Source organism: Microbacterium sp. NPDC003461, from assembly GCF_053588335.1.
Genome location: NZ_JBSFPT010000001.1, coordinates 34,786 through 48,859, shown reverse-complemented (window position 1 = coordinate 48,859; position 14,074 = coordinate 34,786). Strand labels below are relative to the sequence as shown.

Here is a 14,074-nt window from a genome sequence, read left to right as displayed (position 1 = left end):
CGTCCCGGAGGATGATCCTCCGGCGCGCGGAGGGCGTCCCTGCTGTGGTGGCGGCGCCGGTCAGGCGCTGAGCCAGATGGCGTCCTCGGCGCCCGGGGGCACGGGGGCGCCGGCGCGCAGGGTCGAGCCGACCTCGATGCCCGCGTCTTCGATGGCGCGCAGCAACTGCGGATCGCGGTCGCTCACGCGCAGCACGCGCCCCTCGTGCCCGGGCGCGGCCTCGGCCAGCAGCACGAACGGCTCGCGCTCCACGCGGCCGGACGCATCGGGGATCGCGTCGCCGTGCGGGTCGAAGCGGGGTCGGCCCAGTCGCTCGTCGATCTTCTCGAGCAGCCGGTCGCTGATCGCGTGCTCGAGCACCTCGGCCTCGTCGTGCACCTCGTCCCACGTGTACCCGAACTCGCGCACGAGCCACGTCTCGATCAGCCGGTGCCGGCGCGTCATCTCGAGCGCGCGGCGCTCGCCCTCGGGCGTGAGGCGCACGGCGCGGTACGGCTCGTGCGCCACGAGGCCATGCGCCGCGAGCTTCTTGACCATCTCGGTCACGCTCGACGGAGCGATCCCCAGCCGCGACGCGAGCACCGACGGAGTGATGGGCGCGTCCTGCCACTCGGTGTGCGCGTACACCGTCTTCAGGTAGTCGTCGACAGCGGGGGAGGGCACGCCACCAGGGTACTCAGGTCCCCGTGAACGTCAGCCACAGCAGCGCGCCGTTGAGCGCGATGAGGAATGCGCTGCAGACGACGCCGAGCGCGGTCGTCCACCAGCGGTTGCGGAAGGGGCCGAGCGTGCGATCCTGCGCCGTGAGCGCGACGAGCGGGATGAGGGCGAAGGGGATGCCGAACGACAGCACCACCTGGCTGAGGATGAGCGCCCGCGTGGGATCGAAGCCGACCGCGAGGATCGCCAGGGCCGGCACGAGCGTGATGAGCCGGCGGGCGAGCAGCGGGATGCGCACCCGCAGCAGCCCCGACATGATCTCGGCCCCGGCATAGGCGCCCACCGACGTCGAGGCCAGCCCGCTGGCCAGCAGCCCCACCGCGAACAGCGTCGCGATCACCGGCCCGAGGCCGCTCCACAGCGCCGCATGGGCGCCCTCGAGGCTGTCGGTGCCCGGCACGCCGGGCAGGTTCGCGGCCCCCAGCAGCAGGATCGCGAGGTTCACGGTGCCGGCGATGACGAGCGCGATCGTGACGTCCAGCTTGGTGGCGCGCAGCAGGCGGGGGATGCGCACGCCGGCCTCCTCGTGCAGCGCGGATCGCCGCACGGGCGCGTGGAACCGGTCGCGCGAGAGGGCGCTGTGGGCGTAGATGGCGTGCGGCATGACCGTGGCGCCGAGGATCGACGCGGCCAGCAGCACCGACGCGGTGCCCTCGAACCGCGGCACGAGTCCCGCCGCGGTGGCGGCCGGATCGGGCGGGCCCACGAACACGCCCACCGTGAAGCCGACGGCGATGACGGCCATGAGCCCGATGATGACGAACTCGAACGGCTTCGCCCCGCGCGTGGACTGCACGGCGAGCAGGATCATCGACACGGCGCTCGTGATGACGCCGCCGACCAGCAGCGGGATGTCGAAGAGCAGCCACAGGGCCACGGCGCCGCCGATGATCTCGGCGATGTCGGTCGCCATCGCGACGAGCTCGGCCTGCAGCCAGTACGCGCGCCGCGCCCACGGCCGGCGGATGCGCTCGCCGAGGGTCTGCGACAGGCTACGACCGGTCACGACGCCGAGCTTGGCCGAGAGGTACTGGATGAGCCAGGCCATGGCGTTGCCGAGCACGACCAGCCACACGAGCAGGTATCCGAACTGCGCGCCGGCCGACATGTTCGTGGCGACGTTGCCGGGGTCGAGGTACGCGACGCCCGCCACGAGGGCGGGCCCGAGCAGCCAGGCCGGGCGGGGTGCCGAGCGCGTCTTCGCCGTCGTCATCCCGACAGTGTGCCAGATTTTTAGGCACACCGAAAAGAGCGACGATCCGGCGATCGCCGTACGCTGAACCGGTGACCGACGCGACGCCCGAGCCCAGCCGCGAGTTCACGACCCACGGCGTGGGGCCGTGGCCGGGAGAGTGGCCGGAGGGCGCGCAGTACGACCCCGAGCTGCTCGCGAACGGCGACACCCGCAACGTGATCGACCGCTACCGGTACTGGACGATGGAGGCGATCGTCGCCGACCTCGACGCGCGCCGGCACCCGTTCCACGTGGCGATCGAGAACTGGCAGCACGACATGAACATCGGATCGATCGTGCGCAGCGCCAACGCGTTCCTCGCCGACACCGTGCACATCATCGGGCGCAGGCGGTGGAACCGGCGCGGAGCCATGGTGACGGATCGCTACCAGCACGTCGTGCATCATCCGGACGTCGCCGCATTCGCCGCGTGGGCGGCAGAGGAGGGCATCCCGATCATCGCCGTCGACAACGTCGGCGAGGCCGTGCCGGTGGACCGGGCCGAGCTGCCGGAGCGCTGCGTGCTGCTGTTCGGGCAGGAGGGCCCCGGCCTGTCGGACGAGGCGCTCGCCGCGGCATCCGCTCACATCGAGATCACGCAGTACGGCTCGACGCGCTCGATCAACGCGAGCGCGGCGGCGGCCATCGTCATGTACGAGTGGGCGCGGCGCTACGCCTGAGTCCGCAAGTCTGTGCGGAATCCGCTCGTGTGAGCGCCCGGACTTGACACAGACTTGCGGACATCAGGGCAGGTAGTCGAGCGGATCGAGCGGCTCCCCGGCCGCGCGGCGCTACGCCTGAGTGTCAGGCCGACTGGTGCAGCCACGCCGTGCCTCGCACGCGGCGGTGCAGGGTCCAGAAGCGCATGCCCATGAGCACCACGAAGAAGCCGGCCGCCAGCAGCGCGAGCCCCCACGATCCCGTGGGGCGCAGCCACCACAGCACGGCGAGGTACGGCAGGAACGGGACGAGGTTGATCGCGCCCGCGATCGCGAGATAGCGGGCGTCGTTGGCGCCCATGAGCACGCCGTCGAGCACGTAGACGGCGCCGGCGAGCGGCTGCATCAGGCCCATCAGCACGAGCGCGGGCACGAGCAGCGCGGCCACGTCGGCGTCGCCCGTGAACACCAGCCCGATCACGCCGGACAGCGCGGCGATCACGGCGCCGCAGAGCACGCCGAACCACGCGCCCCACGCGAGCGTGCGCGACAGCACGCCGCGCACGTGATCCTCGTCCCCCTCGCCGAGCGAGCGCCCGATGAGCGCCTGGGCCGCGATCGCGAGCGCGTCGAGCGCGAACGCCGCGGTCGACGAGATCGTGAACACGATCTGCCACCCCGCCAGCTCGTCGGTGCCGAGCGCCGTCGCGGCGCCCACCGTCACGAGCAGGCTCAGCCGCAGGCTCACCGTGCGCAGGAACATCCACCCTCCCGAGCGCGCCGAGCCGCGCACGCCCTCGCGCTGGGGGCGGATCGACGCGCTGTGGCGTGCGGCGAGCCGGCCGATCACGAGCACGTAGGCGGCGACCATGCCCCACTGCGCCGCGACGGTGCCTGCGGCCGATCCGGCGATGCCCCAGCCGAGCCCGTACATGAACAGCCAGTTCAGCAGCGCGTTCGCCGCGAAGCCGGCGGTCGCGATCCACAGCGGGATGACGGTGTTCTGCATGCCGCGCAGCAGGCCGGTGGCGGCGAACACGATGAGCATGGCCGGCAGGCCCCACATCGAGATGCCCAGGTAGGTGGCGGCCTGCTCGGCCACGGCGTCGGTCGCGCCGAACAGGCCGACGAGCAGAGGTGTGGCGAAGTGGCCGGCCACGGCCAGTACCGCGCCGATCCCGAGCGCGAGCCACATGCCGTCGATGCCGACCGAGACCGCGCCCGTGCGGTCTCCGGCGCCGAAGCGCCGCGCCACGGCGGGGGTCGTCGAGTAGGCGAGGAAGATCATGAGCCCGACGATCGTCTGCAGCACGGCCGAGGCGATCCCGAGCCCGGCGAGCGGCGTGACGCCGAGGTGCCCCACCATGACGGAGTCGATGATGAGGAAGATCGGCTCGGCGATGAGCGCGCCGAGCGCGGGCACCGCCAGGCGCAGGATGTCGCGGTTCAGCGACCGTCGCGCGCCGGGTTCTGCCACCCTCCGAGCCTAGGGCGTGGCGCCGACACGGCCGCGGTCAGCCCGTGCAGCGCCCCGTCGGCACCGGCGCGGCCGCGGCGTCGACCGACGCGAGGACCGGCTCCAGCTCGGCGGTGGTCATGGCGTACCCGATGCCCGGATTGGCCTCGTCGCGCGCGAAGACGACGCCGGCCACGTCGCCCGACGGGGTGAGCAGCGGGCCGCCCGAGTTGCCCGGTCGCACCTCCACCGCGAGGGCGTAGGTGTCGCGCTCGGTGCGCGCGTCGCCGTAGATGTCCTGCATCGACACCGGTCCCACCGACATCACCGATCCCGCGCGGATCTCGAGGGGCCCTCCGTAGGGGTAGCCCAGCACGGCGGCCTCGGCGCCCACGCCCAGCGGCGCCGTGACGTCGAGGGGCGCGGCGGAGATGTCGGCGGCCACCACGGCCAGGTCGTCCACGGGATCGAAGTACACGATCCGCCCGTCCACGGCCGGCTGCTCGGGCAGCTCGACGACGACCGACTCGACGCCGGCCACCACGTGGGCGTTGGTGACGATGAGGTCGTCGGCCACGACGAAGCCCGAGCCGGTCGACCCGGTGCCGCACGCATAGGCGACGCCCGAGATGCGCGCGACGGACGACGCCGCCTGGGCGAGGGCGGGATCGTCGGTGTCGAGCTCGGGAGAGGGCAGCACGACGCCGGGATCGACGATGCCGCCGAGGGCCGGCAGGGCGTCGTCGACCACGACCGAGCGCAGGCGCGCGAGGGCCTCGGCGACCGGATCGGGGGTGAAGCGGTCGATCGTGCGCAGCGCGGTCGAGGAGGCCACGGCGGCCGAGACGACGGGGATGCCGGCCGTCGCGATGACGGACCCGGCCAGCGCGGCCGCGAGCGTGGCGGCGATCGCGCCGACGACGCCGCCGAGCAGCCGGTCGAGCGCGCCGACCCTGATGCGTCGGGCGCCGCGGCGCAGCAGCGAGCCGATGGAGGTGCCGACGGCCGTGCCCACGGCCAGCAGCGCGATCACCGTCGCGAACACGGCCACGCCGCGCCATGCTGGCTCGGGCACGGCACGGCTCGCCAGCGGCGCGAGCCAGGGGGCGAGCAGCGCGCCGGCGGCGAAGCCCGCCCAGGCGCCGAGCCCCGTGAACAGCCCGACGCGCAGCCCGCTCAGCAGCGCGACGACGATCACCACGATCACGACCACGTCCACCACGAGCATCCGGCGCCTCCCGCCTCTATCGTGCCCTGCCCCCGGTGCGGCGGCCGGTGAGACCGCTGGGAGGCCCGCCCGCCGCCGGGAGGCGCGACCCTACGATGGGACGCATGACTGAACCCTCCGGCATCGCCATCGACGAACTCGACCCGAACGTCCGCCCGCAGGACGACCTGTACCGGCACGTGAACGGATCGTGGATCGCGCGCACGGACATCCCGGAGGACAAGGCGCGCTGGGGCTCGTTCCACCTGCTGGCCGAGCAGGCCGAGGCGCAGGTGCGCGCGATCATCGAGGAGGCGCAGGGCGCCGAGCCCGGCACCGAGACGCGCAAGATCGGCGACCTGTACGCCTCGTTCATGGACACCGACCGGATCGCGCAGCTCGGCACGGCGCCGCTCGCACCGCGCCTGGCCGAGGTCGACGCCATCGCCGACGTGCCCGCGTTCCTCGCCGCGCTCGGCCGCCTGGACCGCGCGGGCGTCGCCGCCCTCGTCGGCATGTACGTGGGGCCCGACAAGGGCGCGCCCGACCGGTACATCGCGTACCTGATGCAGGCCGGGCTCTCGCTGCCCGACGAGAGCTACTACCGCCTCGACACCTTCGAGCAGATCCGCACCGCCTTCCGCGCCCACGCCGAGCGGCTGCTCGCGCTCGGCGGCGTCGCCGACGCGGCCGAGCAGGCGGAGCGCCTCTTCACGCTCGAGACCGAGCTCGCCACGCACCACTGGGACAAGGTGCGCAGCCGCGACGCGGTGGCCACCTACAACCTGAAGTCGTGGGCCGAGGCGCAGCAGCTCGCGGGCCTCGACCTGCAGCCGTGGCTGGAGGCCGTCGCGCCCGATCCCGCCGGGCTCGCGGAGGTCGTCGTGGCGCAGCCGTCGTACCTCGAGGGGCTCGGCTCGCTGCTCGTGCCGGAGCGGCTGGACGACTGGAAGGCCTGGCTGCGCTATCGCGTCGTGCGGGCCGCGGCGCCGTACCTCACCGACGACCTCGTCGACGAGAGCTTCTCGTTCTACGGCACCACCCTCACGGGCGTGCCGGCCAACCGCGAGCGCTGGAAGCGCGGGGTCTCGCTCGTGGAGGGATCCATGGGCGAGGCCGTGGGCAAGGTGTACGTCGAGCGGCACTTCCCGCCCGCGGCGAAGGCCGCCATGGACGAGCTCGTCGCGAACCTCATCGAGGCCTATCGGCAGAGCATCACGGCGCTGGAGTGGATGAGCCCCGCCACGCGCGAGAAGGCGCTCGCCAAGCTCGACGCGTTCACGCCCAAGATCGGCTACCCCGTGAAATGTCGCGACTACGCGGCGCTCGAGATCGACGCCGCCGACCTGCTCGGCAACGTGCAGCGCGCCGCCGCCTTCGAGCACGACCGCGAGCTGGCGAAGCTGGGCGGGCCCATCGATCGCGACGAGTGGCACATGACGCCGCAGACGGTGAACGCGTACTACAACCCCACGATGAACGAGATCGTGTTCCCCGCCGCGATCCTGCAGTACCCGTTCTTCGACGCCGAGCGCGACGCCGCCGCCAACTACGGCGGGATCGGCGCCGTCATCGGCCACGAGATCGGGCACGGATTCGACGACCAGGGATCGCAGTACGACGGCACCGGCGCGCTGCGCAACTGGTGGACGGACGAGGACCGCGCCGCGTTCGAGGAGCGCACGAAGGTGCTCATCGCGCAGTACGACGAGCTCACCCCGGAGGGCCTCGACCCGCAGACGCATCGCGTCAACGGCGCGCTCACGGTCGGCGAGAACATCGGCGACCTCGGCGGGCTCGGCATCGCGCTGAAGGCGTACGAGCTCTCGCTCGCGGGAGGGGAGGCGCCCGAGATCGACGGCCTCACGGGCGTGCAGCGCGTGTTCCTGTCGTGGGCGCAGTGCTGGCAGCAGAAGGGCCGCGAGGCCGAGACGATCCGCCTGCTCACGATCGATCCGCACGCGCCGGCCGAGTTCCGCTGCAACCAGATCGTGCGCAACATCGACGCGTTCTACGGCGCCTTCGGCGTGACGGAGTCGGACGCGCTGTGGCTCGCGCCTGACCGGCGTGTGACGATCTGGTGACGTCTTCTCCGCCCGCCGCGCTCAGCGCGGCGGGCGGATTAGTCTGCTAATGGATCGGCGCGTGAGGGTGCGCGCACGCGCGTGAGCGCACGGGGCCGGGGGCGATGAGCTCCCTGGGGGCCGGCCGCCGGGCAGCGCGCGGATCCTTCCCCCCACCCCGTCATCCCCGGAGGAATCGTGGCCGTCGAGCCCGATCACGACACCGCATCGCGGCGACGCGCGCGCGATGGCCGCTCCCGCGTCGTGCGCCGCGGACGCAACGGGGTCTTCGCCGGCACCATGGCCGCGCTCGACGATCTCGCCTCGTCCGGCGCGCAGGTGTCGATCCACATCACCGATCTCGATCGCGGGTCCGTCGTGCTGTCGGGCGACGACTACGTCACCCTGCCGATCGCCGGGCTCGGCGTCGTGCCGATCCTCGTCGAGGCCGCCGCGCGATTCGAGGAGGAGACCCTCGATCCGTTCGCGCTCGTCGAGCGGTCCGGACTCGACCGGGTCGGCGTGGCGGGGATCTGGCGCCACCTGGCGGTGCCCACGCTGCCGCTCGGCGACCTCGTCGTGCTGGCGGCGGCCACGGGCGACGCCTACGCCGTGAACGCGCTGCTCGAGTCGGTGGGGCTCGAGGCGGTCACGCGCCGGCTCGTGGAGCTGGGGATGCCGCGCTCGGCGGTGCTCGACCGCTTCCGCGACGAGCGCGGGCCGGACGACGCCCCGCACTTCGCGCTGGGCACCACGCGGGAGTACGCGAAGCTGTTCTCGGACCTCGTGAACGGCCGCGCCGTGAACGCGCGGGTGAGCGCGCAGGTGGCCGAGTGGCTGACGCTGGGCTACGACCTCACGCTCGTCGGCGCCGCGACCAACCTCGATCCGTTCGCGCACGACGACGACCGCCACGGGCTGCTCTTCCTCAACCGCACCGGCCGCAACAGCGCGGGCGTGCGCGCCGAGGCCGGCGTGATCGCGGGGCCGGGTGCGGGCATCGCGTACGCGCTCACCGTCTGCTTCGACGACCTCTCGCCCATGCACCGCGACCGCGCCCACCGGGTCTTCCGCACCCTCGGCTCCGAGCTCATGGAGTTCGTGCACTGAGCCCGTCGGTCGCCTCAGAAGACGATCGTGTGGTTGCCGTGGCGGATCACGCGATCCTGCGCGTGCCACAGCACCGCGCGCGAGAGCACGGCGCGCTCCACGTCGGCGCCGCGGCGCTGCAGATCGGCCGCGGTCTCGGCGTGCGTCACGCGCACGACGTCCTGCTCGATGATCGGGCCCTCGTCCAGCTGCTCCGTCACGTAGTGCGCGGTCGCGCCGATGAGCTTGACGCCGCGCTCCTTCGCCTTGCGGTACGGCTCGGCGCCGATGAACGCGGGCAGGAACGAGTGGTGGATGTTGATGACGGGCACGCCCAGCTTCTCGAGGAAGTCGTTCGAGATCACCTGCATGTAGCGGGCCAGCACGACGAAGTCGACGTTCCCGGCCAGCAGCTTCAGGATCGCCGCCTCCGACTCCGACTTGTCGGGGCCGACCTGCGAGGGCACGTGGAAGAAGGGCACGCCGAAGGAGCGCACGTCCTCGGCCACCTTCGTGTGGTTCGAGATGACCATGGGGATCGTCACCGGCAGGTCGCCGCGGCGGTGCCGCCACAGCAGGTCGAGCAGGCAGTGGTCGCTCTTCGACGCGAGGATCGCCATCCGCTTCGGGATCGACATGTCGTCGATCCGCCACGACATGCCGAGCGCGCCGAGCGTGCGCTCGAGGTCGTCGCGGATCTCGGGCAGCGCGGCGACGAGCTCGGGGCGGTGGAACACGACGCGCTGGAAGAAGTCGCCGCCCTCCGGGTCGCTCGAATACTGGTCGAGCGAGGTGATGTTCCCCTTGTTGCGCGAGATGAGCGCCGCGACCTCCGCGACGATCCCGCGCTGGTCCGGCCCATGCACGATGAGGCAGGCGTGGTCGATGAGCGACTCGATGGTCTCGGGCATGCGTCTATTCTGACCGCTCCCGCCGCGAGGTCGCGGCTGCTGCGGTGGCGGCGCGCACCGCGCCCAGGCGGATGACCCGGTCGCCGGCGCGCATGTCGGCGGGGCGGTGCGAGACGAGCACCGTGATGCGATCGGCCGAGGCGGCGCGGATGTCGTCCATCATGGCGGCGGCCGTCGGGGCGTCGAGGTGCGCCGTCGGCTCGTCGAGCAGCAGGATGCCTGCGCGGCTGAGCAGGACGCGCGCCACGGCCAGGCGCTGGCGCTCGCCGCCCGACAGCGCGGATCCCCCGGCGCCGACCCGCGTGTCGAACCCCTCGGGCAGCGCGTCGAGCAGCGCGCCGAGGCCCGCGCGCTCGAGCGCCCGGCGCATGTCGGCGTCGGAGGGCGCGTCCGCGCGGTCGCGCGCGAGCAGCAGGTTGCCGCGCAGGGTCGAGTCGAACACGTACGCCTCCTGCGGGCACCACGCCACGCGCCGCCGCCACGCCGCGGCGTCGAGCCGGGGCAGCGGCACGCCGTCGGCGCGGACCTCGCCCGCGGCCGCAGGCAGCGCGCCCATGAGCACCGAGAGCAGGGTGGACTTGCCCGAGCCGCTCGGCCCCGCGAGCACGAGCCACTCGCCCGCGCGCGCCGCACCGTCGACCCCCGCGAACGCCGGGGCGGCGGCGCCGGGGTACCGCGCGGAGACGCCGTCGAGCTCGATGTGCCGCACCGGATCGGCCGGCTCGCGGTCGCCCGTGAGGGCGGGCGGGATCGGGCGCAGCACGAGGGCGAGCCGGGCGAGCGCGGCGCGCAGCGCGGGCAGGCGGTGGACGGCGCGGACGAGACCGTCGAGCGGCTCCAGCGCCGCGAGGGAGAGAAGGGCGACGACGGCGAGGTCCTGGGCGAGCAGGCCGGGGGCGAGCACCGCGACGAGCGCGGCGAGCAGCGACGTGGCGAGCACGGCGACGGCCGCGCCGAGGCCCGCACCCCACGTCGCCGACCGCTCGGCGCGCGCGAGGCGCTCGGCCGTGGCGTCGAGCCGGGTCAGGGCCGCGCGCACGGGGGCCTCGCCGTTGCCACGCAGGTCGTCGGCGGCGTCGGCGAGGGCGGCGGTGCCCCGCACGACCGCGGCACGCTCGCGCACCCCGGCGGCCCCGGCCCCGCGCGCGGCGATCACCGCGAGCGCCGAGCCGAGGCCGGCGGCGAGCAGCAGGGTCCCGGCGACGGGCAGGGCGAGCGTCGGGGCGACGACCCACGTCGTCGCCGCGATGCCGAGGATCGACAGCACGCCGACGGCGATCGGCGCGAGGGTGCGCGGCAGCTGGTCGCGCAGCTCGTCGGCCTGCGTCACGAGGTGGTCGACGGGGGATCCGCCCTCCAGCAGCCGCCGCGATCCGGCGCCGCGCGCCGCGATCGCTCCCCACAGCCGCAGCCGCAGCGCGTCGATCACGCGGAACGCCGCGTCGTGCGTCGCGAGCCGCTCGGCGTAGCGGCCGACCGAGCGGCCGATCCCGAAGAAGCGCACGCCCACGATGGCCACGAGCAGGTACATGATGTACTGCTCCTCGCTGGCCCGCACGATGAGCCAGCCCGAGATCGCCGTGAGCGACAGGCCCATGCCCGTGGCGACGACGCCGAGCACGATCGCCCCGAGCCAGCGCCAGCGCGCGGGCCGGATCACGGAGGCGAGCAGCCGCGCGGGCGTCGCGGCGCGGACATCCGCTCGTCGAGCGGAGCGCGGAGCGCGGAGCCGAGACGGGCCGAGCGAGGAGCGCAGCGACGAGTCGAGGCCGGGCGCCTCGCGTGGCGGGCCCGGGTCTTCGATCCGCTGCCGCGGCGCGGGCGCGGGTGCGGCCTCGCTCGATCCGACCGCGACGGTGGAGGTCGCCAGGGCGAGGGTCTCGGGCTCGTGGGTGGCGAGGACGACGGTGGCGCGCGCGGCGCGGCGGCGGACGGCGGCGCGCACCCGGTCGGCGGAGACGGCGTCGAGGTGCGCGGTCGGCTCGTCGAGCACGAGCAGGCTCGCGCCCGCGTCGACGCGCGCGAGCGCCCGGGCCACCGCGAGGCGGCGCTGCTCGCCCGGGCTCAGCTCGGCCACCGCCGCGTCGGCGACGCGCTCGAGCCCCAGCTCCGCGAGCGCGGCGAGCGGATCGGCGGCGCCGTACAGTGCGAGTTCCTCGCGGGGCGTCGCGGCGAACGGGCGCGGCGCCTGCGGCGACCACGCGACGGCCGACGGATCGGCGCCGCGGATCGCCCCGGTCACCTCGGCGTCGGCGGGCAGGGATCCGGTGAGCGCCGCGAGCAGCGTCGACTTGCCCGCCCCGCTCGGACCGGTGACGGCGACGATCCCGCGCAGCTCGGCGCCGAGCCCCTCGACGACGGGCGCCGCCCGGCCGGCGTACCGGATCGTGAGGTCGGTGATCCGGATCGGTTCGGGTGGTCGCTTGCGTTCGGCGACCGGCGGGCTGCACCGATCGGTTGCTGAACGGAGCGGCCGGAGGCCGCGGAGATGAAGCGACCACCGCAACATCGGCCGCTCGTCGATCGGCCGCGACGGGTTGCGCGCGCCCGGGCGATGAGCGGGCGTTGCTGTGGTCGCTTCATCTTCGTTCGCTTCGCTCACTTCGTTCAGCAACCGTGGGGTTGCACCGACCACCGCACCCCGCGCATCCCGTGCGATCGGGCGGGCCAGCAGCGCCTTCACTCGGGTGAGGGCCGACAGGCCGTTCTGCGAGGCGTGGAACGCCGTGCCGACGTCGCGCAGCGCCGCGTAGATCTCGGGCGCCAGGATGAGCGCGAGCAGCGCGGGCTCCAGCGGCACGGTGTCGTACAGCAGCCGCAGGCCGAGGAACACGGCCACGACCGCGACCGAGAGCGTCGCGATGAGCTCGAGGGCGAGCGCCGAGAGGAAGGCGGTGCGCAGCGTCGCGAGGGTGCGCTCGCGGTACTCGCGCTGGATCCGGTCGAGCGAGCGCGTCTGCTCCTGCACCCGGCCGAGCCCCACGAGCACGGGCAGCCCCCGCGCCAGCTCGGTGAGGTGATCGGCCAGCCGCGTGAGCGCGCCCGTGGCCTCGTCCGTGCGCTCCTGCGTGTGGCGGCCGATGAGGATCATGAACACCGGCACGAGCGGCACCGTGAGCACGACGATGAGCGCGCTCACCCCGTCGGCCCCGAGGATGCGCAGGCCCACGACGAGCGGGATCGCGACGGCCGCGATCATCGCCGGCAGGCTCTGCGTGTAGTAGTCGTCGAGGTCGTCCAGGCCCTCCGAGGCGAGCACGACGACGCCGCCCTGCTTCTCGGCGCCGCCGGCCGCATCGCCCGCCGCGATCCGCCGCCACAGGCGGGCGCGCAGGTCGCGCTTCACGGCGATCGCCACGCGCTGCGCCGCCACCTGCGTGGCCCAGCCGGCCAGCGCCCGCAGCAGGGCGCCCGAGGCGCCGAGGATCACGACGGCGCGCGCGTCGAGCTCGCCCGCCTGCACGCCCACGACGCCGCGCGCCACCGCCTCGGCCACGAGCACGAGCCCGACCGCCTTCAGCGTCGCGAACACGCCCAGCCACAGCAGCCGCGCCGGCGGGACCGGGCCGAGATCGGGGCGTGGCGTCGGGCTCGGCGCCTCCGGTTTCGACTCGCTTCGCTCGCTCAACCCGTCTCCGCTTCGTTCGCTGCGCTCACTCCGATCGACGAGCGGGCTCGTGCGCCTTCTCGCGCAGGATCGCGGGGATGAAGTCGTGGGCGTCGGGGATCATGCCGGGGGAGAGGCGCTTACGGAACACCCAGTACGACCATGCCTGGTATCCCAGCACGATCGGCAGCCCGATGGCGGCCACCACGGTCATCACCGAGAGCGTGTAGGTGCCGCTCGCGGCGCCCCACACCGTGAGGCCGAAGTCGGGATCGAGCGTCGAGGGCAGCACGTAGGGGAACATGCCCGCGAAGATCGAGCCGGCGCCGAAGAGCACGAACCCGGAGTAGCCGAGGAACGCGCGGCCCTCGTGGCGCCGGCGCGCGCTGCCCCAGCCGAAGGCCGCGGCCACGACGGCGAGCACCACGAGGGCCCACGACATCGGGTTGCCGCCGTGGGCGAACTGCACCCACAGCGCCCACGCGGCGGCGGGCGCGAGCAGCAGCGGCGCCCACGTGGCGCTGAAGCGCGCGGCGCGCTCGCGGATCGCGCCGTCGGTCTTGAGTGCCAGGAACGTCGAGCCGTGCACGAGCGCGAAGCCGACCACGCCCAGGCCGCCCAGGACGGCCGGCACCGTGAGCCACACGAACGGGTGCCCCACGCGGTCGCCGTTGTCGTCGATCGGCAGGCCGGTCGACGTGATGGCCAGGGCCGCCCCGATGCAGAACGCGACGACGAGCGAGCCCCAGCCGAGCGCCCGCGTCCAGAACCGCCGCCAGCGCTCCGAGTGCACCTTGCCGCGGTACTCGATCGACACCGCGCGCAGGATCAGCGCGAGCAGGGTGATCGTGAGCGGGATGTAGAGCGAGCTGAACAGCGAGGCGTACCAGAACGGGAACGCCGCGAAGATCGCGGCTCCCGCCGTGATGAGCCACACCTCGTTGCCGTCCCACACGGGTCCGATCGTGTTGAGCATCGTGCGCCGCTCGCGCTCGTCGCGCGTCGAGAACAGCAGGTGCATGCCCACGCCGAGGTCGAAGCCCTCGAGGAGCAGGAACCCGATCCAGAGCACGGCGATCGCGATGAACCAGACGACGGGAAGGGCGTCCATGATGTCTCTCTCCTTGC

At 73.7% G+C, this 14,074-nt stretch carries 10 protein-coding genes; 3 read left to right on the top strand and 7 right to left on the bottom strand.

Annotated elements, in window-relative coordinates; translation table 11 throughout:
• Positions 1-60 precede the first annotated feature (60 nt).
• Together ACWDR7_RS00195 and ACWDR7_RS00190 are read right to left on the bottom strand one after the other, a co-directional pair.
• On the bottom strand, positions 61-663 hold the full coding sequence (locus tag ACWDR7_RS00195; protein WP_449852928.1) for a metal-dependent transcriptional regulator: 603 nt from the start codon (positions 661-663) through the stop codon (positions 61-63).
• A 13-nt stretch (positions 664-676) separates the two neighbouring features.
• A complete protein-coding gene (locus ACWDR7_RS00190) occupies positions 677-1,933 on the bottom strand; it encodes an Nramp family divalent metal transporter (RefSeq protein ID WP_449852927.1) in 1,257 nt (418 codons plus the stop codon).
• Positions 1,934-2,004: 71 nt separating this feature from the next.
• On the opposite strand from ACWDR7_RS00190, the gene ACWDR7_RS00185 reads away from it, so the two are divergent.
• Entirely contained in the window at positions 2,005-2,634 is a 630-nt protein-coding gene (locus tag ACWDR7_RS00185) for a TrmH family RNA methyltransferase (protein WP_449852926.1), read from the top strand.
• 124 nt (positions 2,635-2,758) lie between these two features.
• Here ACWDR7_RS00185 and ACWDR7_RS00180 read toward each other — a convergent pair whose 3' ends face one another.
• On the bottom strand, positions 2,759-4,090 hold the full coding sequence (locus ACWDR7_RS00180) for an MATE family efflux transporter (RefSeq protein WP_449852925.1): 1,332 nt from the start codon (positions 4,088-4,090) through the stop codon (positions 2,759-2,761).
• Between the two features lie 37 nt (positions 4,091-4,127).
• Entirely contained in the window at positions 4,128-5,297 is a 1,170-nt protein-coding gene (locus ACWDR7_RS00175; protein WP_449852924.1) for a MarP family serine protease, read from the bottom strand.
• A gap of 104 nt (positions 5,298-5,401) precedes the next feature.
• Between ACWDR7_RS00175 and ACWDR7_RS00170 the strand changes: the two genes are divergently transcribed.
• On the top strand, positions 5,402-7,360 hold the full coding sequence (locus tag ACWDR7_RS00170) for a M13 family metallopeptidase (RefSeq protein WP_449852923.1): 1,959 nt from the start codon (positions 5,402-5,404) through the stop codon (positions 7,358-7,360).
• Positions 7,361-7,537: 177 nt separating this feature from the next.
• On the top strand, positions 7,538-8,449 hold the full coding sequence (locus ACWDR7_RS00165) for a serine hydrolase (RefSeq protein ID WP_449852922.1): 912 nt from the start codon (positions 7,538-7,540) through the stop codon (positions 8,447-8,449).
• A gap of 14 nt (positions 8,450-8,463) precedes the next feature.
• Here the strand turns inward: ACWDR7_RS00165 and purU are convergent, their stop codons facing one another.
• From purU to cydB, 3 genes are read right to left on the bottom strand one after another with little or no spacing between them, the layout of a single operon-like run.
• Entirely contained in the window at positions 8,464-9,339 is an 876-nt protein-coding gene (gene purU / locus ACWDR7_RS00160; RefSeq protein WP_449852921.1) for a formyltetrahydrofolate deformylase, read from the bottom strand.
• Positions 9,340-9,343: 4 nt separating this feature from the next.
• A complete protein-coding gene (gene cydC, locus ACWDR7_RS00155; protein ID WP_449852920.1) occupies positions 9,344-12,967 on the bottom strand; it encodes a thiol reductant ABC exporter subunit CydC in 3,624 nt (1,207 codons plus the stop codon).
• Between the two features lie 25 nt (positions 12,968-12,992).
• Entirely contained in the window at positions 12,993-14,057 is a 1,065-nt protein-coding gene (cydB, locus tag ACWDR7_RS00150; protein ID WP_449852919.1) for a cytochrome d ubiquinol oxidase subunit II, read from the bottom strand.
• Between the last annotated feature and the right edge of the window lie 17 nt (positions 14,058-14,074).